This is a genomic window from Streptomyces sp. NPDC001933 (assembly GCF_042890955.1).
Classification (GTDB): Bacteria; Actinomycetota; Actinomycetes; order Streptomycetales; family Streptomycetaceae; genus Streptomyces.
In genome coordinates this window covers 233,811-252,816 of sequence record NZ_JBIASS010000015.1, presented here as the reverse complement: position 1 = coordinate 252,816, position 19,006 = coordinate 233,811, and the positions used below count along the sequence as shown (strand labels likewise).

The 19,006-nt window shown below is 70.8% G+C and carries 18 protein-coding genes and 1 riboswitch; of the genes, 10 read left to right on the top strand and 8 right to left on the bottom strand.

The window, feature by feature from the left end; translation table 11 throughout:
* The 5 genes from ACFYY7_RS31600 to ACFYY7_RS31580 form a co-directional block, all read left to right on the top strand.
* On the top strand, positions 1 to 702 hold a 702-nt coding region (locus ACFYY7_RS31600), incomplete at its 5' end, for a flavodoxin-dependent (E)-4-hydroxy-3-methylbut-2-enyl-diphosphate synthase (RefSeq protein ID WP_388667177.1).
* A gap of 26 nt (positions 703 to 728) precedes the next feature.
* Positions 729 to 2,630, top strand: a complete 1,902-nt coding sequence (gene dxs / locus ACFYY7_RS31595) for a 1-deoxy-D-xylulose-5-phosphate synthase (RefSeq protein ID WP_388667174.1) — start codon at positions 729 to 731, stop codon at positions 2,628 to 2,630.
* Positions 2,627 to 4,024, top strand: a complete 1,398-nt coding sequence (locus ACFYY7_RS31590; protein WP_388667171.1) for an aspartate aminotransferase family protein — start codon at positions 2,627 to 2,629, stop codon at positions 4,022 to 4,024. Before dxs ends, ACFYY7_RS31590 begins: the two co-directional genes overlap by 4 nt.
* 66 nt (positions 4,025 to 4,090) lie before the next feature.
* Positions 4,091 to 4,699, top strand: coding sequence for a helix-turn-helix domain-containing protein (locus ACFYY7_RS31585; RefSeq protein WP_388667169.1), 609 nt, complete (start codon positions 4,091 to 4,093; stop codon positions 4,697 to 4,699).
* A gap of 33 nt (positions 4,700 to 4,732) precedes the next feature.
* Complete coding sequence (locus ACFYY7_RS31580; protein ID WP_376314470.1) at positions 4,733 to 4,900, top strand: DUF6126 family protein; 168 nt, start codon at positions 4,733 to 4,735, stop codon at positions 4,898 to 4,900.
* Between the two features lie 9 nt (positions 4,901 to 4,909).
* On the opposite strand, the gene ACFYY7_RS31575 is transcribed toward ACFYY7_RS31580, so the two are convergent.
* On the bottom strand, positions 4,910 to 5,725 hold the full coding sequence (locus tag ACFYY7_RS31575; RefSeq protein ID WP_388667164.1) for a tyrosine-protein phosphatase: 816 nt from the start codon (positions 5,723 to 5,725) through the stop codon (positions 4,910 to 4,912).
* A 225-nt stretch (positions 5,726 to 5,950) separates the two neighbouring features.
* Here ACFYY7_RS31575 and ACFYY7_RS31570 point away from each other — a divergent pair, with 225 nt between their 5' ends.
* The 3 genes from ACFYY7_RS31570 to ACFYY7_RS31560 all read left to right on the top strand — a co-directional run bounded on the left by ACFYY7_RS31570 (position 5,951) and on the right by ACFYY7_RS31560 (position 10,451).
* On the top strand, positions 5,951 to 8,047 hold the full coding sequence (locus ACFYY7_RS31570) for an alpha-galactosidase (protein ID WP_388667161.1): 2,097 nt from the start codon (positions 5,951 to 5,953) through the stop codon (positions 8,045 to 8,047).
* Positions 8,048 to 8,344: 297 nt separating this feature from the next.
* Positions 8,345 to 8,501: riboswitch (cyclic di-AMP (ydaO/yuaA leader) on the top strand.
* A gap of 3 nt (positions 8,502 to 8,504) precedes the next feature.
* Positions 8,505 to 9,419 (top strand): peptidoglycan DD-metalloendopeptidase family protein, encoded by a 915-nt coding sequence (locus ACFYY7_RS31565; protein WP_388667159.1) that lies wholly within the window; start codon positions 8,505 to 8,507, stop codon positions 9,417 to 9,419.
* A gap of 189 nt (positions 9,420 to 9,608) precedes the next feature.
* On the top strand, positions 9,609 to 10,451 hold the full coding sequence (locus ACFYY7_RS31560; protein WP_351265939.1) for an SGNH/GDSL hydrolase family protein: 843 nt from the start codon (positions 9,609 to 9,611) through the stop codon (positions 10,449 to 10,451).
* Positions 10,452 to 10,500: 49 nt separating this feature from the next.
* Here the strand turns inward: ACFYY7_RS31560 and ACFYY7_RS31555 are convergent, their stop codons facing one another.
* Genes ACFYY7_RS31555 through ACFYY7_RS31530 form a run of 6 tightly spaced genes read right to left on the bottom strand, consistent with a single transcriptional unit; the run spans position 10,501 to position 16,695 of the window.
* Complete coding sequence (locus ACFYY7_RS31555) at positions 10,501 to 11,379, bottom strand: STM4011 family radical SAM protein (protein ID WP_388667156.1); 879 nt, start codon at positions 11,377 to 11,379, stop codon at positions 10,501 to 10,503.
* 8 nt (positions 11,380 to 11,387) lie between these two features.
* Positions 11,388 to 12,761, bottom strand: a complete 1,374-nt coding sequence (locus ACFYY7_RS31550) for an STM4012 family radical SAM protein (RefSeq protein WP_388667154.1) — start codon at positions 12,759 to 12,761, stop codon at positions 11,388 to 11,390.
* Entirely contained in the window at positions 12,758 to 13,573 is an 816-nt protein-coding gene (locus ACFYY7_RS31545) for an STM4013/SEN3800 family hydrolase (RefSeq protein WP_383718575.1), read from the bottom strand. The genes ACFYY7_RS31550 and ACFYY7_RS31545 overlap by 4 nt, the downstream gene beginning before the upstream one ends.
* A gap of 52 nt (positions 13,574 to 13,625) precedes the next feature.
* On the bottom strand, positions 13,626 to 14,780 hold the full coding sequence (locus ACFYY7_RS31540) for an STM4014 family protein (RefSeq protein WP_388667151.1): 1,155 nt from the start codon (positions 14,778 to 14,780) through the stop codon (positions 13,626 to 13,628).
* Entirely contained in the window at positions 14,761 to 15,732 is a 972-nt protein-coding gene (locus ACFYY7_RS31535) for an STM4015 family protein (protein WP_388667148.1), read from the bottom strand. Before ACFYY7_RS31535 ends, ACFYY7_RS31540 begins: the two co-directional genes overlap by 20 nt.
* A gap of 6 nt (positions 15,733 to 15,738) precedes the next feature.
* Positions 15,739 to 16,695 carry an STM4015 family protein gene (locus ACFYY7_RS31530; protein WP_388667145.1) on the bottom strand — a complete coding sequence of 319 codons (957 nt, stop codon included), beginning with the start codon at positions 16,693 to 16,695 and terminating at the stop codon, positions 15,739 to 15,741.
* Positions 16,696 to 16,879: 184 nt separating this feature from the next.
* Here ACFYY7_RS31530 and ACFYY7_RS31525 point away from each other — a divergent pair, with 184 nt between their 5' ends.
* Positions 16,880 to 17,206, top strand: a complete 327-nt coding sequence (locus tag ACFYY7_RS31525) for a hypothetical protein (RefSeq protein WP_266727887.1) — start codon at positions 16,880 to 16,882, stop codon at positions 17,204 to 17,206.
* 139 nt (positions 17,207 to 17,345) lie between these two features.
* Positions 17,346 to 18,347, top strand: coding sequence for a DUF6745 domain-containing protein (locus ACFYY7_RS31520; protein ID WP_388667142.1), 1,002 nt, complete (start codon positions 17,346 to 17,348; stop codon positions 18,345 to 18,347).
* A 65-nt stretch (positions 18,348 to 18,412) separates the two neighbouring features.
* Here ACFYY7_RS31520 and ACFYY7_RS31515 read toward each other — a convergent pair whose 3' ends face one another.
* Positions 18,413 to 19,003: a TetR/AcrR family transcriptional regulator gene (locus tag ACFYY7_RS31515; protein WP_266727884.1), complete on the bottom strand. Its 591-nt coding sequence runs from the start codon at positions 19,001 to 19,003 to the stop codon at positions 18,413 to 18,415.
* Positions 19,004 to 19,006: the final 3 nt, after the last annotated feature.

The following is a 19,006-nucleotide window of genomic DNA, read 5'->3' as shown; positions in this document are numbered from 1 at the left end:
GACGCGCGGCTGCTGGCGAAGTACGGGAAGGCGACGCCGGAGGCGTTGGTGGAGTCGGCGTTGTGGGAGGCGTCGCTCTTCGAGGAGCACGGTTTTTGTGACATCAAGATCTCGGTGAAGCACAACGACCCGGTGGTGATGGTCAACGCGTACCGTCAGCTGGCGGCTCGTTGTGACTATCCGCTGCATCTGGGTGTGACGGAGGCGGGTCCGGCGTTCCAGGGGACGATCAAGTCGGCGGTGGCGTTCGGTGCGCTGCTGTCGGAGGGGATCGGGGACACGATCCGGGTGTCGTTGTCGGCGCCGCCGGCCGAGGAGGTCAAGGTCGGTATCCAGATCCTGGAGTCGCTGAACCTGAAGCAGCGGCGGCTGGAGATCGTGTCGTGCCCGTCGTGCGGGCGCGCGCAGGTGGATGTGTACAAGCTCGCGGACCAGGTCAGTGCCGGTCTTGAGGGCATGGAGGTGCCGTTGCGGGTGGCCGTGATGGGCTGTGTCGTCAACGGTCCGGGCGAGGCCCGTGAGGCGGACCTGGGTGTCGCGTCCGGCAACGGCAAGGGGCAGATCTTCGTGAAGGGCGAGGTCATCAAGACGGTGCCCGAGTCGAAGATCGTCGAGACGCTCATCGAGGAAGCCCTGAAGATCGCCGAGTCCATGGACGGGGCGGGGAAGCCGTCGGGGGCTCCCGCCGTCACCGTGAGCTGAAACAGAACCAGAGAGGGGGCCCGAGCGTGACGATTCTGGAGAGCATCCGGGGGCCGCACGATCTCAAGGCGCTGAACGAAGCGCAACTCGACGAACTCGCCCAGGACATCAGGCGGTTCCTCATCCAGGCGGTGGCCCGGTCCGGCGGTCATCTGGGGCCCAACCTCGGGGTGGTGGAGCTCTCGATCGCCCTGCACCGGGCCTTCGACTCGCCCGCCGACCGCATCCTCTGGGACACCGGGCACCAGAGCTATGTGCACAAACTGCTCACCGGGCGGCAGGACTTCTCCAAGCTGCGCGGCAAGGGAGGCCTGTCCGGTTACCCGTCCCGCGAGGAGTCCGCGCACGACGTCATCGAGAACTCGCACGCCTCGACCGTGCTCGGCTGGGCCGACGGCATCGCCAAGGCCCATCAGGTGCTGGGGCGGAGCGACCACGTCGTGGCCGTCATCGGGGACGGCGCCCTCACCGGCGGGATGGCCTGGGAGGCACTGAACAACATCGCCGCCGCCAAGGACCGCCCGCTGATCATCGTGGTGAACGACAACGAGCGCTCCTACGGCCCCACGATCGGCGGCCTCGCCAACCACCTCGCCACCCTCCGTACCACCGACGGCTACGAGCGCTTCCTCTCCTGGGGCAAGGACGTGCTCCGGCAGACGCCCGTCATCGGACAGCCGCTCTACGAGTCGCTGCACGGCGCGAAGAAGGGGTTCAAGGACGCCTTCGCCCCGCAGGGCATGTTCGAGGACCTCGGGCTCAAGTACGTCGGACCCATCGACGGCCATGACATCGCGGCCGTCGAATCCGCCCTGCACCGGGCGAAACGCTTCCACGGCCCGGTGCTGGTGCACTGCCTCACCGAGAAGGGCCGCGGCTACCCGCCCGCGCTCCTGGACGACGCCGACCGCTTCCACGCCGTCGGTGCGATGGACCCGCTGACCTGCGCACCGCTCGCCCCCGCCGGCGGGCCCTCCTGGACCTCGGTGTTCGGGGACGAGATCGCCGCGATCGGAGCGGAACGGCCGGACGTCGTGGCCATCACGGCGGCGATGCTGCACCCCGTCGGGCTGACGAAGTTCGCCGAGGCCTTCCCCGACCGGGTCTGGGACGTCGGCATCGCCGAGCAGCATGCCGCCGTGTCCGCGGCCGGACTGGCCACCGGCGGCCTGCACCCGGTCGTCGCCGTCTACGCCACCTTCCTCAACCGGGCCTTCGACCAGCTCCTGATGGACGTCGCGCTGCACCGGTGCGGGGTGACCTTCGTCCTCGACCGGGCCGGAGTCACCGGACCCGACGGGCCCTCGCACAACGGCATGTGGGACATGTCCGTCCTCCAGGTCGTCCCCGGGCTGCGGATCGCCGCCCCGCGCGACGCCGGCGAACTGCGCGCCCAGCTCCGCGAGGCCGTCGCCGTCGACGACGCCCCCACCGTGATCCGGTTCCCCAAGGAGTCGGTGGGGGAGCCGCTCCCGGCGGTCGGCCGGATCGGCGGTATGGACGTGCTGCACCGGGCGGACGACCCCGACGTACTGCTCGTGGCCGTCGGCGTACTCGCCCCGGTCTGTCTGAAGGCCGCCGATCTGCTGGCCGGGGCCGGTATCCGCTGCACCGTCGTCGACCCGCGCTGGGTCAAACCGGTCGACGGGGAACTGCCGCCGCTCGCCGCCCGGCACCGGCTGGTCGCCGTCGTCGAGGACAACAGCCGGGCCGGGGGCGTCGGCTCGGCGGTGGGGCAGGCGCTGCGGGACGCCGGGGTCGACGTACCGCTGCGCACGTTCGGCATCCCCGAGCAGTTCCTCGCGCACGGCAAGCGTGCCGAGGTGCTGGCCGACATCGGGCTCACCCCGGTCGAGATCGCCGGCCGGATCAGCGCCGCACTGGCCGCCAGGGAGGCGGCGACGAGGACCGAGGAGAGCGCGGAATGAAGGACGACGGGCCCAAGGGCTTCGACCTGGCGCGGCTCCTCGCCGAGCGCGGCGCCGAGCGCTACGAGCTGCACACCAAGTACCTCAACCACCAGCTGCCCCGGATGCTCCACACCATCGGCTTCGACAAGGTCTACGAACGGGCCGAGGGCGCACACTTCTGGGACGCGGACGGCAACGACTACCTCGACATGCTCGCCGGATTCGGGGTGATGGGCCTTGGCCGGCACCATCCCGTCGTACGCAAGGCCCTGCACGACGTCCTGGACGCCTCGCTGGCCGACCTCACCCGCTTCGACTGCCAGCCGCTGCCCGGACTGCTGGCCGAGAAGCTGCTCGCGCACAGCCCGCACCTGGACCGGGTCTTCTTCGGCAACAGCGGCACGGAAGCGGTCGAGACGGCCCTGAAGTTCGCCCGCTATGCCACCGGCAGGCCCAGGATCCTCTACTGCACCCACGCCTTCCACGGGCTGACGACCGGCTCCCTCTCGGTCAACGGGGAGGACGGCTTCCGGGACGGCTTCGCGCCCCTGCTGCCGGACACCGCCATCCCGCTCGGCGATCTCGACGCCCTGCGGCGCGAGCTGAAGCGCGGCGACGTGGCGGCCCTGGTCGTCGAGCCGATCCAGGGCAAGGGCGTCCACGCCGCGCCGCCCGGCTTCCTGCGGGAGGCGCAGGAGCTGCTGCACAAGCACAAGGCCCTGCTCATCGCCGACGAGGTGCAGACCGGCCTCGGCCGGACCGGCGACTTCTACGCGTACCAGCACGAGGAGGGCGTCGAGCCCGATCTGGTCTGTGTCGCCAAGGCCCTCTCCGGCGGCTACGTGCCGGTCGGGGCGACCCTGGGCAAGGACTGGATCTTCCGCCGCGTCTACTCGTCGATGGACCGGGTCCTGGTGCACTCCGCGAGCTTCGGCTCCAACGCCCAGGCGATGGCGGCCGGGCTCGCGGTCCTCGCGGTGATGGAGGACGAGCAGATCGTCGCCCGTGCGCGCCGCACCGGCGATCTGCTGCGCGACCGGCTGACCGCACTGGTCGACCGCTACGAGCTGCTGCACGAGGTGCGCGGGCGCGGGCTGATGACCGGCATCGAGTTCGGCCGGCCGTCCTCGCTCAAGCTGCGCAGCCGCTGGACCATGCTGCAGGCGGCCCGCAAGGGTCTCTTCGCGCAGATGGTGGTGGTGCCGCTGCTCCAGAAGCACCGCATTCTCACCCAGGTCTCGGGGGACCACCTGGAAGTGATCAAGCTGATTCCGCCGCTGGTGATCGACGAGGCGGACGTCGACCGGTTCGTCACGGCGTTCACCGCTGTGATGGACGACGCACACAGCGGAGGTGGGCTGATGTGGGACTTCGGCAGGACACTGGTGAAGCAGGCGGTCGCCAACCGCTGACCCCGGAACTTTTGCCTGAGAGGCAAGAAATTTGCCTCTCAGGCAGGCTCCTGGCCCAATGGGTACATGAATCCTCCAGACGGAGGGGCGGCCGACGAGCTGCCCGGAGTCGCACCACGCCTGCGCGATCTGCGCCGGAGCCGTGGTCTCACCCTGGAGACCGCCGCTCAGCGGGCCGGGCTCTCGCCCGCCCATCTCTCCCGGCTCGAAACGGGCCGTCGCCAGCCCTCGCTGCCGATGCTGCTCGGTCTTGCCAGGATCTACGGTACGACGGTCTCCGAACTGCTCGGCGAGAAGCCCCCGGAACGTGACGCGATCATCCGCGGCGGGAAGTTCGAGGGGGCCGAGGCGGACGGCTGGATGTACCGGCAGGCCGGCGGTTCCGGCCGGGCGATGCAGGCGCTCCGCGTCCGGGTCCCGCAGGCCGCGCAGAGCGATCTCGTGCGCGTCCACCCCGGCGAGGAATGGCTGTATGTGCTCGCCGGACACCTGAGGGTCTGGCTCGGGGAGACCGTGCACGACCTCGCCCCCGGCGACAGCGCGCACTTCGACTCGCTCACGCCGCACCGGATCACGGCCGTCGACCGCGACGGTGCCGAGCTGCTCTTCGTCCACACCCTGTTGCAGAGCCCCGCCGCCGAGCTGTGCCTCGGCAGCGGTATCCACCGTCGCTGAGACCGGCTCCTCCGGTCGCCAGAGAGGACCGTCATGTCCGATTCAGAGAACTTCGACCCGCTGGGGTCCAGCAAGAACTACGAGGCCCAGGAGCGGAAGTTTCCGCGCGGCGTCGTGATCCGGCTGTTCGCCTACCTCATCGCCGGACACATCGTCGCGGCCTTCCTCTACCTGCTCTTCGCGGTGGCCGGCAAGGGCTGACCGGGCCCGCTACCGTGCCTCGTCCAGGAGCCGGTCGCGCAGCCGGTCCCGGGTCGCGGGGGTGAGCTTCAGACCCTCGGAGAAGTAGCGGTCCGTGCTGCCCCAGGTCTCCTCGATGGTGGCGAACGCCGCCTCCAGGTACTCGGCATGGGCGCCGAACAGCGGGTTCAGCAGTTCCATCACCTCGGCCGACATGCCGTCCGCCGAGGTGTCGCTGCGCTTCACCTTGTAGCGGCGGTGGGCGTCGTTGGACTTCAGGTAGTCGGCCTCGATGGCCTCGCGCTCGACGCCGACGGCGAGCAGCGACACCGCGATCGACAGCCCGGCCCGGTCCTTGCCTGCCGCGCAGTGCATCAGGGCGGGCACGCTGTCCTCGGCCAGGGCGTGCAGCACCCGGCTGTGCTCGGCGGTGCGGTCCCGGATGATCGAGCGGTACGAGGCGACCATCCGGTCCGTCCCCTTTCCGTCGCCGAGAATCGAGCGCAGCTGCTCGACATCGCCGTTGCGGACCATGTGCCAGAACTGCGAGCCGTCCGCCGGGTCGGAGAGCGGGATGCTGACATTCCGTACGCCCGGCAGCTCGACGTCCAGCCCGTCGAGCCGGCGGTCGGCCGCGTTGCGGAAGTCGAAGACCGTGTGCAGGCCGAGGCCACCGAGGAACGAGGCGTCCTCGGCGGTGGCGTGCGCGAGGTGACCACTGCGGAAGAGCCGCCCGTGCCGCACCCGACGCCCGTCCACGGTGGGCAGCCCGCCCACGTCGCGGAAGTTGCGGACACCCGCCAGCTCGGGTTCCGTCGACGGGATCTGCGGCAACTGCTGCGTCACGGTGACTCCTGGAGTGTCTGATGCCGGCGCGAGTCGCAGGCAAGGCCACTCCCGCGACGATACGACATTGATTCTTCAGGCAATCATCTCGTCCTTTCCCTGTCGACACTCGGGCGAACTCCGGTTCTCCCGCAGCGAATCCGCCCGGCCAATTCCTCACCGGGCCGTTGCCCGCACTCGACCGATGGTCGATGATGTGCGGAACTGTTCGAATGTGGGGATGCGATGATCGAGACGGACGCAACCGGCCGGACCTGGCTGCTCACCGGGGCGAGCAGCAGCTACGCACTGCGACTGACGGAGCAGGACGAGCTCGTCCATCTGCACTGGGGGCCGAGGATCGGCCGTGCGGCGGCCGAGGCGCTGGCCGCCGCACCGGAGCTGCCCTTCAGGGCCTTCGAGTCCCACCTCGACGGCCGGGAGGAGTATCCGGTGGAGGGCGGGCCCAGGTTCGTCCGCCCGGCCCTCTCGGTGCGGACCCCCGAGGTCCGGGGTACCGAGTGGGCCTTCGGCGCGGCCGAGGCGGACGGGGACGAGCTGCGGATCGGCTTCACCGACTCGGTGCACCGGCTCGCCCTGACCCTGCACTACCGGATGCGGGACGACTCCGACGTCGTGGAGCGCTGGGCCACCGTCGCCCACGCCGGACCGGACGGCCCGCCGCTGGAACTGCTGCGCGCCGACGCGGCCGCCTGGTCGCTGCCGGCCCGCGACGGCTGGCGGCTGAGCCGGCTGCACGGGCGCTGGGCGGCGGAATCTCGGCTCGCACGGGCGGAGCTGATCCCCGGCGAGAGCGTCATCTCCAGCAGGCGGGGCCACACCGGCCACCAGTTCCTGCCCTGGGTCGCGCTGGACGCCGACGGCGCCGCGACCGAGGAGAGCGGCGAGGTGTACGGCTGCGCCCTCGGCTGGTCCGGGTCGTGGCGGATCTCCGTGCAGCGGCTGCCCGACGGGCTCGTACAGATCACCGGAGGCGCCGGCTACGACGACTCCGGACTGCTGCGGCTGGCGCCGGGGGAGTCGTACACCACTCCCGTCTTCGCCGGTCTGTGGAGCGGGGAGGGGTTCGGCGGGGCGAGCCGCGCCTGGCACGCCTGGCAGCTGGCCCATGTGATCCCGGACGCGGCGAACCTGCGGCCGGTGCTCTACAACTCCTGGGAGGCGACGGGCTTCGACATCTCGCTGGACCAGCAGCGGGCCCTTGCCGAGCGGGCCGCGGCGATGGGCGTCGAGCTGTTCGTCGTGGACGACGCGTGGTTCGGGCAGCGGACCAGCGACCGGGCCGGGCTCGGTGACTGGACACCGAATCCGGACCGCTTCCCCGGCGGGCTGAAGCCGCTCGCCGACGAAGTTCACGGGCTCGGCATGCAGTTCGGTATCTGGGTCGAGCCGGAAATGGTCAATGCCGACAGTGATCTCTATCGCGCGCATCCCGACTGGGTGCAGCACTTCCCCGGGCGGGCGCGGACGGAGTACCGCAACCAGCTGGTGCTCAATCTGGCCCGCCCCGATGTGCAGGAATATCTCTGGGAACAGCTGGACACACTGCTCACCGAAACTCCCGTCGACTATGTGAAATGGGATTTCAACCGCTGCTTCACCGACGCGGGCTGGCCGGGCGAGGAGTACCCGCAGAAACTCTGGATCGAGCATGTGGACGCCTTGTACGTGCTGATCGACCGGCTCAGGGCCGCGCATCCCACGGTCGCGTTCGAGTCCTGCTCGGGCGGCGGGGGCCGGATCGACCTGGGAATCCTGTCCCGTACGGACCAGGTGTGGACCTCCGACAACACCGACCCGCTCGACCGTCTCGCCATCCAGGAGGGTTTCGGGCACATCCACCCGGCCCGGGTGATGGCCGCCTGGGTCACCGACAGCCCGAACGACCAGCTCAACGGCAGGGTCAGCTCGCTGCGCTTCCGTTTCGTGAGTGCGATGGCCGGTGTGCTCGGGGTCGGTGGGGACCTCACCGAGTGGAGCGAGGCGGAGCTGGCGGAGGCGCGGACCTGGGTGGACCTCTACAAGGAGATCCGGCCGGTCGTGCAGCTGGGTGAGCTGTACCGGCTGCGTGCGCCGCGCGGCTCACTGAGCGCGGTCCAGTACGTCCACGGGGACGACGCCGTGGTCCTGATGTGGCTGGAGGCGCAGCGGTACGGGGAACGGCCACCGGTCCTGCGGCTGCGCGGACTCGACCCCGCGGCGACGTACACCTGCCTGGACACGGGGGCGGTGCACCACGGTTCGGCGCTGCTGCACCAGGGGCTGCACACCGGACTCCGGGGTGATCTCGACGCCCGGGTGCTGAGGCTCCGACAGGGATGATGGGCGGCATATGTCCGTAATAGGGGTATTTGCCCGAACATGGCCTGCTTATAAGGGACATGGGGGGTGCCTCGTGAGCGGGATCATATCCGTGACGGTGTGTGGCGACGGGGGAGTCGGGTAATCCGTGCGCCGCGCGGAAAGCCAAGATCCTTAATCCACGGAGTGTGACCGGAATTCCGCGCCGATTTCCCCGGCGCGGATTCCGGTGTGGAACCCGTGGCTTGTTCTCGTCGTCCCGACTCGCTTACGGTCACCGTCAATCCGGTCGGACCGCCTAATCCTGCCGCCGTCCGGAATTCACATCCACTCATCGCGTGGCAGGAGCGGGGGAACCAGGTAAGCCGCCGACCGGAGAAATCCGGCCGGCTCGGGGTGAAGTCGCGCTCAGCGCGGCCGGGCATCTCCAGCCCGAACCCGACAGCTCACCTCGCAGGCGCCGGAGAGGAAACAGACCATGCCCATATCGGGTAAGCACCGTCGTCCGAAGGTCAGCACCATCGCCCGTGGCGTCGCCGCGGTGAGCGCCGGCGGCGCCGTCGTCGCACTGCCGCTGCTCGGTGCCACCGGTGCCCAGGCCGCCCCGGCCGCCGCGCCGCAGTCGGCCGCCGCCACGCAGGCCGCCCCGGCCGCGCAGAAGCAGGCCGCCACCACGACGTACTCCGTCGTCTCCGGCGACTACCTGTCGAAGATCGCCGCCGAGCACCAGATCAAGGGCGGCTGGCAGAAGCTGTACCAGGACAACCGCAAGGTCGTCGGCGAGGACCCCAGCCTGATCTTCCCGGGCATGAAGCTGACCCTCGGCGTCAAGGCCTCCGGCAACGCAGCGCCCACCGGCGCCGGCACCGGCTCGGCCCTCCCGTCGAAGGCGCCCTCGGTGGTCGTCGAGAGGTCCGCCCCGGCCAAGCCCTCCGCCGCCCCGGAGTCCAAGGCCCCGGCCTCCGCCCCGGCCGCCCAGAGCAACGGCTCCGGCTACGTCCACCCGGTCCCCGGTAACCACACCACCAATTACCGCGCCTCCGGCTCCAACTGGTCCAGCGGCAGCCACTCCGGGATCGACTTCCCCGTCGCCTCCGGCACCAGCGTGAAGTCCATCACCTCCGGCACCGTCGTCACCGCCGGCTGGGGTGGCGCGTACGGCAACCAGGTCGTCGTCAAGCACGCCGACGGCCACTACTCGCAGTACGGCCACCTGTCCTCCGCCTCCGTCTCGGTGGGCCAGGCCGTGAGCGCCGGTCAGCAGATCGGCCTCTCCGGCTCCACCGGCAACTCCACCGGCCCGCACCTGCACTTCGAGGTCCGCACGGGCCCGGCGTACGGCTCGGACATCGACCCGATCGCCTTCCTGGCCTCGCACGGCATCTACGTCTGAGCCGAACGGCCGGGCAGCTGAGCGACAGAGCATGACCTGAGCAACACGGAAGGGGCGGTGCGCGGCGGCGCATCGCCCCTTCTGCTTATTCCCCCTTTACCAAAAACTGACCGGGTGGTCTATCTCACCACCCGTCAACCCTTTATTACGGTCGCGTAGGTCACATTCGGCGGTGCAGGATAAGCGTTTGTGGCAGACGATTCGAGAAAAAACCAACGTGGCGTCAACAACCGACAGGGCGTCATCGGGTCGTACGCGGCGATTGGCGACAGCTTCACCGAGGGAGTCGGCGACCCCGGCCCGGACGGGACCTTCGTCGGCTGGGCGGACCGATTCGCGGTACTTCTCGCGGACCAGCTACCGGACCCCGATACGACGGGCACGGAAGGCTCCGCGCACGGCAATTTCAGGTACGCCAATCTCGCCGTACGCGGACGCCTCCTCGACCAGATCGTCGAGGAGCAGGTGCCGCGCGCCAAGGAGCTCGCACCCGACCTGGTGAGCTTCTGCGCGGGCGGCAACGACATCATCCGGCCGGGCACCGACCCCGACGACGTGGCCGAGCGCTTCGAGCGCGCGGTCGCCGAGCTGACCGGGGCGGTCGGCACGGTCATGGTCACCACCGGCTTCGACACCCGTGGCGTTCCCGTGCTGCGCCATCTGCGCGGCAAGATCGCCACCTACACCGCCCATGTGCGGGCCATCGCCGACCGCTACGACTGCCCGGTCCTGGACCTGTGGTCGCTGCGGTCCGTCCAGGACCGGCGCGCCTGGGACGACGACAGGCTCCACCTGTCGCCCGAGGGACACACCAGGGTCGCGCTGCGCGCCGCCCAGGTCCTCGGCATCGACGTACCGGCCGACCCCGACCAGGAATGGCCCCCGCAGGCACAGCGCGGCACCCTCGAAGTACGGCGCGACGACATCCACTGGGCGCGCGAGTACCTGGTTCCGTGGATCGGCCGGCGGCTGCGCGGCGAGTCCTCCGGCGACCACGTCGAAGCGAAGCGCCCGGACCTCCTGCCGCTCTAGACGGCAGTCCGGGTCCGTGGTGCCGTCGCTCGGCCGACCCGCCTGAACCTCAGGCCGGTCCGGCGAGCGACGGCAGCACAGCCGCCGGGATCCGCTCCAGCACACCGCCCGCGAAGACGTCGTACAGCGGAAGCGTCTCCAGGTGCACGTACCCGATGTGGCAGTCGCAGACCGCCAGCGGACAGGCGCGCGGACCGAGCGCCCGCCGGTAGCTCCCGTCGTAGAGATTGCCCAGCTCCGCCGGTACGAAATGGCAGCGGCGCACGGTGCCGTCACCGTCCACCGAGATGACCGACTCACCGGTCCGGCAGGGCAGCCCGGCCGACCGGTGCGGATGCCGGCTGTACGGGAAGAGCGGGTCGATGGCCGTCCAGCGGTCCGCCTCCTCGTCCGTGTACGTGTGCCCCTCCGCCGCGTTCACCCAGAGATAGACCTCGTCCGGCAGTGCGGCGCGCAGACGTCGCGCCTCGTCGAGATGGTCGTCGAGCCCGACCACACCGACGCTGTGGCGGATGCCGAGCGCGGTCAGCTCCCGGCACTTGTCGAGGAACCGCTCGTACGGTGTCTGCCCCGGGTGGTACGTGCACCACAGCGCGATCTTCTCGCGGCCCGCCCCACCTGCCTCGGCCAGCCACCCCGTACGGCTGCTGATGTTGGTCTGGATCGCGACCCGGCGGATGTGCGGCAGCTGCGCCAGCTCGACCAGGGCACGGCGGTACCAGGAGCGGACCAGGCCCTCGCCCCACGGCGTGAACAGGACCGAGATCCGGTCGCCGGTCTGCGCCGCGGCCCACGCCGTGAACCGCTCCAGCGCGGCCCGGTCGGCGCGCAGCTGCTCCCGGCTGTCGCGCCGCTTGGCGAACGGGCAGTACGGACAGTCGTAGTCGCACGAGGAGAGCGGCCCGCGGTAGAGGATCGTCAGGTCCATCGGCGCACTCACTTCAGTTCGTACGCGGCCATCGCGGCGCGTACCCCGGGGGAGAAGAGATCCGGGCCCAGCGCGTCGGAGTGGGCCAGGCCTTCGGTGGAGAGCCGCAGCCGTCCGGACGCCCCGGCCGACGCGTCGAGCCAGCCGCGCGCCTCGAACCGGGCCAGCTCAAGGGGGAAGTCGTCGGCCGGCGAGGTGCCGAACCGCTCCCGGTAGTCGGCCAGCGGCAGCCCCTCGGCCTGGAGCACCGACTGAAGCAGGTGGCGCCGGCGAGCCTCGTCGCCGTCGACGTACCGTCCGACCTCCGCGTGCGAGAAGTTCTCGGTGGCGGTGTAGCCGTCGATGATCGCCCGCACCTCCCGCATCTCCACCGCGTAGTCGAAGGAGTAGTGCAGTTTCGTGGTGTACGAACGGGCTCCGCACCCCAGGCCGATCATGCCGTCGGTCTGGCAGGCGTAGTCGTCGGGCCCGTCCGTCCGCGGGGCGTCGGCGCGGCGGAACATCCGCATCGACACCTGCTCGTAGCCATGGGCCAGTAGGTGGTCCCGGCCCGCGCGGTACAGCCGAAGCCGCTGCTCGTCCCAGGCCGCGTCCGACGCATCTGCCGCGGCCTCGCTGTCGGCACCGAGCCGGCCCAGCCCGGTCAGGGGGCGCACGTACAGAGGATAGAGGTACAGCTCCTCCGGCCGCCAGCCGAGCGCCGCGTCCAGCGAGGTGCGCCAGCTCTCCTCGGTCTGCCCGTCGATGCCGTAGATCAGGTCGATGTTGAGGACCGGGATGCGGGCGTCACGTATCCGGTCCAGCGCCGCCTCCACATCGGCACGGCGCTGCGGGCGCACGGCGGCCCGCGCCTCGGCCTCGACGAAGCTCTGCACCCCGATGCTGATCCTGGTCGTCCCGCGGTCGGCGAGGACGGCCAGCCGGTCGGCCGTCGCGGTCGACGGCGACGTCTCGACCGAGAGCGGAACGGACCGCAGGTCGGCCCCCATCCGCTTCTCCGCGATGTCGCAGAGCCGCTCAAGCTCCGCCGCGGTCAGGAACGTGGGCGTACCCCCGCCGAACGCCGCCGCGGCGAACCGCACCGGACCGTCGTCGCCCAGTGCGTCCCGGACCGCGGCGGCCTGCCGGTCCAGCGCGTCGAGGTACCGGGTCGTCAGCTCGCCTGGGGCACCGATCCGGGTGAACAGATTGCAGAAGCCGCAGCGGACCTCGCAGAACGGGATGTGCAGGTAGAGCGAGAGCGCGTCCTTGCGCTCGGCCGCCCACAGCTCGCGCAGCTCCGGCCGGTCGGCGAGCGGCCGGTAGGCGGTCTTGTGCGGGTAGGCGTACACATAGCTCTGGTACGGCCGGACGGCCGGTGCGGCGGTCGTGGTGCGGCTCATGGTGCGGTGGCCCCCGGTTCCAGGAAGAAGTGCGCGTACGGAACGGTCCAGACGGACTCGTGACCGAGCCGGTGCCCGGTGTATCCGTCGTCCCCGTACGCCGTGCCGTGGTCCGAGCAGACGATGGCGAAGCAGCGGCGGCGGCTGCTCGCGGCGGCGAAGAGCCTGCCGATGTGGGCGTCGACGTACTCCAGGGCGGCGGCGTGGGTGGCGCGGGAGTCGCCCGCCTCGCGGGTGGCCCCCGGCCGGTGGAACCAGTTGGGCTGGTGCAGGGCGGACACATTGACGAAGAGGAACAGCCGCTGCTCCGCCGGGAGTCCGGCGACGACCTGCTCGGCACGGGTCACCTGGGCCTCGAAGGAGGTGGGGGACGCCACGCCGAACTCCGGCTCCCAGTGGCTCTCCTGGAACATGTCCGGCAGTACGGAACCGAGCGGCGGCTGCCGGTTGAAGAAGCCGACACCGCCGATGCACACCGTGCGGTAGCCCACCTCGGCGAGGCCGGAGAGCAGATCCGGCGTGTCGTAGACGAAGGTGCCGGAGGCAGTGGACTCACTGCCCGCGAAACGCGCCGCGAACAGCCGGGGGTGCGGTCCGGGGCCGGCCGGTGTCGGCAGAAATCCCGCGAAGATCGCCTGGTGGGAGGCGTAGGTGAAGCTTCCCGGCGCATGCCGCTTCTCCCAGACACCGCCCGGCAGATGACGTGCCAGATGCGGAATGCGCCCTTCGGCGGCGAGCTCCACCGCCACGTCGTAGCGCAGTGTGTCGAGGGTGACGAGCAGCAGATCGTGGCTGCCCACGATCCCGCTCATGTCCGGTTCATTAATATCCGGGTTCACGGCGTCCGCGGGGGTGGGGGCAGTGTCAGGCGGTGGCGGTTGCACGGTGGTTCCTTGCTCTGTTCTGTACGGCGGCGACCTGCGCCGCGTACGTGTCCAGTCCCTCGGCGCCGCTGCCGGGAAGCCCGGTCAGGCGCGGCAGCAGATCGCCGAAGGCGTTGACCTCGCCGACGGCGAAGCGCCGCCAGCCGGTCGCGGGCAGCAGATCGACACCCACGCACAGGGTGTCCGGGAAGCAGGCCGCGGCCCGTTCGCACACGGCCAGGGCCCCGCTCCAGCTGCCGCCCGCCGCCTCGACGGCCGCGCGGACGGCGTCGAGATCTCCGCGCTCGCCGCCGAGGTGAAGATTGGTCATGGGGGAGTGGCTGGTGCGTACCACGGCGTGGGTGGCCCGGCCGTCCACCACCACGACCCGAAGGTCCGTCGCCCGGCCGTGCCGGGTGGCCTTGGGCAGCCAGCGCTCGATGTGCAGCCCGTCGGGTGCGAGCGCGTCGACGACCGCCGCGATCTCCGGCTCCGTCGTGATGCGGCGCACCCGCAGGGAGTTGAAGAGCCGGCCGGACGCATCGCGCTCCACCGAGGTGGTGGCCCTGATGCGGCCCGGCCCGGCCGTCTCCACGGCCAGGACCCCCGAGGCGGACGAGCCGTGCGCGAGCTTCACGAAGACCCTGGACATGCCGTGGTCCGCCATCCGCTCGCGTACGTCCGCCCAGTCCCGCACCACGGGTGCCGCGGCCCCGGAGGTCGGTGACGCCGGGACCGGCACCCCGGCCCCGTCCAGTACCCCATGGCAGAGCCGCTTGTCGAAGAGGACCGCGACATCACCGGGGTCGTCGAGCAGTTCGGCACCGGCAGCGGACGCCGCCCGCGCCACCGTCCGCACGGCCTCGGTGAACCGGGCGTACCAGAGGGCGGATCCCTCGACCCTGGTCGGATCGTCGACGCTCCGCAGAAGCCGCTCCACCTCGGCGTCCTCACCCGGCGAGTCCAGCCGTACGGTCTCGCCGGGCAGGAAGACGGCTTCGCCGCGCAGGACCGCCGACCAGGGCACGACGCGCGCCGCCGGCAGCCCGGCGGCGCGCACGGCGTCCTGGAAGAACGTGACCCGGCGGTTGCCGGGCACACCCACGACGGCGAAGCGCGGCACCCGGCCCGCCGTACTACTCGCTGACGGCGACATAGCGGTCGATGCCCTCTTCCGGATCCCAGTACTCGACATCGTCGATCTCGCCGTTCACCCGCTCGGTTCCGAGCAGGTTCCTCAGACGTTCCACCATCGGGTCGCTCATGTAGTGGTGGTGCAGATCCAGCGACTTCAGGTGGGTGAGCGGCTGGCCCGAGAGCAGTGCCTCGGCGCCTTCGTCGCCCAGGGTCCCCATCGCGAGGGAGAGCGATTCCAGCTGGGCGACCACCGGGGCGGAGGCCACGGCGGCCGCGATCTCGTCCTGGATCTCACTGTTCTGCAGCCCCAGATGGCGCAGGGCGGGGAACGTCGCACCGGAGAGCAGCGGGGCGAGGTCCTCGACCGTGCTGTCCCCGCCGTACTCGGTGACGCCGAGCCAGAGTTCGAGCCGTTCCAGCGCGGGCAGTTCGGAGGCGCCGATCGCGCGCACGACGTCGGACGGGAGCCCGCCGGACTCGAACCGCAGTGACTTGAGCGACTTGTGCCGCACCGGCCGCAGCCCGATCACCGGCCGGTCGCCGACCTCTTCGCCGGAGCCGCGCACCGTCAGCTCCTCCAGCTCCCCGAACGCCTCTACCACCGGGGTGATGTCGCACATCTCCAGCCACGACAATTCGCATTCCTCGCTGACGACATCGGCGAGGAACAGCGCCCGCAGGGCGGGGAAACGGTCGGCGTGAGCGACCAGCAGATCGACGACCGGGGCGAACGGCTCGTACTCCTCCTGCCACCAGGCGCCGATCACCAGGGCCCGTACCTGTGTCGTGTCGACCGTGTCGAGGAAGTGCTGCCACAGCGGGCCGAACGTCAGATCGCCCTGCCAGGCGCTCTCCAGCCGCCACGCGACCGAACCGGCGTCCGGGAGCGGGGCATCGGTGGCCCGGCCGGGCCCGGGAAGGGTGTGGACGGGCAGGCCGTGGAACGACTCGGGGTGTTCGATGTCAGTCATGGTGCGTTACTCCGAGGCCGAGGTGTAGCGGCCCTCGATGCCGCGGTTGCCCCAGGGCTCCTCGCGCTCCGACACATCGACCCGCACACCGTGGGGCTCCAGCGCCTGCACGATCCGGCGCTCCATCGGCTCGGTCATGAAGTGGTGGTGCAGATCGAGCTGTTCGAGATGGGTCAGCGGCTGGCCGTCCAGCAGCGCCGCCGCGCCCTCGTCGCCCATGGTGCCGTTGGACAGATCGAGGACACGCAGCTGGGCGATGACGGGGGCGGAGGCCACGGCCGCCGCGATCTCGTTCTGCAGCTCGCTGTTGCGCAGACCGAGATGGGTGAGCCGGGGGAAGCGGGTACCGGAGAGCAGCGGGGCCAGGTCGGCCACATCGGCGTCGCCCCCGTACGCGGAGACACCGAGCCAGAGGTCGAGCCGCTCCAGCGCGGGCAGCTCGCTGTCCAGAATGCCCCGGATCACCCCGACCGGCAGACCGCCGGTCTCGATGGTCAGCGAACGCAGCCGCTCGTGCTTCGTGGCGGAGAATTCCAGGCCGGTGCCGCCGCGCACACCCAGTTCCAGCAGCCCGGGGAAGGCCTTCAGCAGCGCCGTGACATCCGTCTGCTCGATCCAGGAGATCTCGTTCTCCTCCGAGATCATGTCGCCGACGAAGACGGCCTCCAGCGAGGTCAGCCGGTCGGCGGCGGCGATGATCAGATCGATCGGGTAGGACGAGTCCTCCTCGTACGACTCGCCCCACTGACCGACGATCAGGGCCCGCACCCCGGCCGGGTCGACCGCCTTGAGGAACGCCTGGAAGGCCTCCTCCCAGGTCGTCTCGGATTCGTCTTCGTACGGATCGACCGAGATGCGCCAGGCTGCCGCATCGGCGGCCTGCACGGGCGCCTCACCCGTCGTGTGCTGGAAGTCGACAGTGGGAAGGCCGAGCAACTCGTGCAGATGGTCCACACCGGACATGACCCTGAGCTCCTGGTACTGGGGGACGGGCTGATGTCCACAAGGTTTATCAAGCCGCACTGACAACGGCGCGACCGGGACCGGCGCGACGGTCCGGGCCGCCCGCCGGTCGATTGTCAGACCCTCCCCGTAGCGTTTTCTCCGTGGCCGGCACAGCGGGTGCGGCCATCGAGGGGAGACGTCTGTGTACCGGCAGGGCGATGTACTGATCGTGTCGTTGGACGAGTCGGCGGTGCCCGCGCATCTCGTGGACGCGCCGGGTGAGCCGAGGGACGGCAAGGGCCGTATGGTCCTCGCGCTGGGCGAGGTCACCGGCCATGCCCACGCGGTCCAGGGGCCGGGCCGGCTGATGCGCGAGGCGGGGGTGTTCGGGCCGATGCTGCTCCATCTCCCCGAGGGCGGACGGGTGGTGCACGAGGAGCACGCGGTGATCCCGCTGTCGAAGGGCTGGTACCGCGTGGTGCGCCAGCGGGAGTACACACCGGGCGCGTTCCGCGTCGTCGCGGACTGACGGCTTCCGGGCAAGGGGCCCGGAGACCCCGCGTCGCACGACGCGCAGCGCGTCACGCACAACACAGCACGCAATGCACAACACGCAGCACACAACACACAGAACACCGATCGCAGAACACAGGGGACGGGGAAGACCGATGCAGTACGTGGACTCATGGCGGGCCGTGGCAGCGGCGACCGGCGCGGCCGACCGGTCCGCGGCCGAGGACGGGCTGCGGCTCGCCTACCGCAGCGCCGGACTCGCCGAGCCGGAGCGGATCGTCTGGGTCGATTCGCCCAGGGCCGCGGTGGAGGCCGTCGAGAAGCTCGTCGACGCCGGGCGCTCGGTGCGCGACGAGATAAGGACCCGGCCCTGGGCGCAGGAGCGCCGCCGGATGTATGACGAACTGGGTCCGGCGGGCTGGTCCGCGCTGTGGTCCGCCACGGGCGCGCAGCTCTGGGAGACCACCGCGGCGCTCGCCGAGCGGATCAGGGCCGGTGTGGTCGCGGATCTCGCCCAGCGCCCCGAGGACGAGTCCGACGTCCGGCTGGTGCTGCTCGACGCGGTCCTCGGCCAGCACGACGCGGCCTGGCTCGCCGCTTTCGACGGCCGGGGCGACCGGCTCGACGGTCTGGCCGAGGTGGCCAGGCACGCGGGCTGGTGGTGGCCCTACGAGCGCGCCGTGGTGATCAGCGAGCGCCCGGAGGTGCTGCACCGGGACGAGGCGGGCCGGCTCGACCGCGGGGACGGCCCGGCGCTCGCCTTCCGTGACGGCTTCGCCCTCCACGCCTGGCGCGGCATGCCCGTGCCCGCCGAGTTCCTGGAGGAGCTGAACTCCCTCACCCCGAAGCGGATACGTGAGGAGGAGAACGCGGAACTGCGCCGCGTGATGCTGGAGTTCTACGGATACGACCGCTACCTCACCGAATCCGGCGCCGAGCCGGTGCACCGCGACGAGACGGGCGTGCTCTGGCGCATCGCGATGGACGGCGACGAGGACGTGGTGATGGTCGAGGTGGTCAATTCCACCCCGGAGCCGGACGGCACGCACCGCGTCTACTGGCTTCGGGTGCCGCCGAGGACGAGGACCGCGAAGGACGGTGTGGCGTGGACGTTCGGACTTCAGGGCGAGGAGTACGCACCGGTGCGCCAGACCTGACCATCGCCGGCCGCCCGGACCGCGCGGCCGGACCACGGCCCGGAGCGCCGACGGGGCGGGCGGGCTCAGGCCGTCAGTGCCTCGTGGTCGATGCCGAGTTCGCGGGCGAGTGCCTCGTCGGTCCAGGCCAGCATCGTGGCCCGGGAGAGCGGGCCCGCGTACGAAGTCGTCTGGACGGCCAGGCCGTCCAGCAGGGCGGTCAGCCGCCAGGCCGCGGACATCGGGTCGTCGCAGTGGAACTCACCGGCGGCGGCGCCCTCTTCGATGACCTCCGCCAGTTCGGCCTTCCACTGCTGGTCGAGGTCGCCGGCCACATTGCGCAGCGCCGGGTCGCGCAGCGAGGCGGCCCAGCCCTCGATCCACAGCCGCCACCCCTTGGCCTGCCCCGTCGGCGCGTACCAGCGGACGGCGGCGCGCAGCCGCCGTACCGCACTGGTGCGGCGGCCCAGCACCTTGCGCAGCTGGGCGAGGTCGGCCTCGGCGGCATGCGCGAAAGCCGCCGCGACCAGTTTCTCCTTGGTCGAGAAGTGATAGAGCACGAGCGCGTTGCTCACTCCGAGCACGGCGGCCACATCGGCGATCCGGACCGCCGAGACGCCCCGTACCTCGATCTGTTCGATGGCAGCGCGCAGCAGCTCCTCACGTCGCTCCGCCACGCT

Bases quoted from the DNA above. Each gene is read 5' to 3' on its own strand.
- ACFYY7_RS31590 (WP_388667171.1), top strand. From the start codon at position 2,627: ATGAAGGACGACGGGCCCAAGGGCTTCGACCTGGCGCGGCTCCTCGCC.
- ACFYY7_RS31585 (WP_388667169.1), top strand. From the start codon at position 4,091: ATGAATCCTCCAGACGGAGGGGCGGCCGACGAGCTGCCCGGAGTCGCA.
- ACFYY7_RS31580 (WP_376314470.1), top strand. From the start codon at position 4,733: ATGTCCGATTCAGAGAACTTCGACCCGCTGGGGTCCAGCAAGAACTAC.
- ACFYY7_RS31570 (WP_388667161.1), top strand. From the start codon at position 5,951: ATGATCGAGACGGACGCAACCGGCCGGACCTGGCTGCTCACCGGGGCG.
- ACFYY7_RS31565 (WP_388667159.1), top strand. From the start codon at position 8,505: ATGCCCATATCGGGTAAGCACCGTCGTCCGAAGGTCAGCACCATCGCC.
- ACFYY7_RS31555 (WP_388667156.1), bottom strand. From the start codon at position 11,379: ATGGACCTGACGATCCTCTACCGCGGGCCGCTCTCCTCGTGCGACTAC.
- ACFYY7_RS31550 (WP_388667154.1), bottom strand. From the start codon at position 12,761: ATGAGCCGCACCACGACCGCCGCACCGGCCGTCCGGCCGTACCAGAGC.
- ACFYY7_RS31545 (WP_383718575.1), bottom strand. From the start codon at position 13,573: ATGAGCGGGATCGTGGGCAGCCACGATCTGCTGCTCGTCACCCTCGAC.
- ACFYY7_RS31540 (WP_388667151.1), bottom strand. From the start codon at position 14,780: ATGTCGCCGTCAGCGAGTAGTACGGCGGGCCGGGTGCCGCGCTTCGCC.
- ACFYY7_RS31535 (WP_388667148.1), bottom strand. From the start codon at position 15,732: ATGACTGACATCGAACACCCCGAGTCGTTCCACGGCCTGCCCGTCCAC.
- ACFYY7_RS31530 (WP_388667145.1), bottom strand. From the start codon at position 16,695: ATGTCCGGTGTGGACCATCTGCACGAGTTGCTCGGCCTTCCCACTGTC.
- ACFYY7_RS31520 (WP_388667142.1), top strand. From the start codon at position 17,346: ATGCAGTACGTGGACTCATGGCGGGCCGTGGCAGCGGCGACCGGCGCG.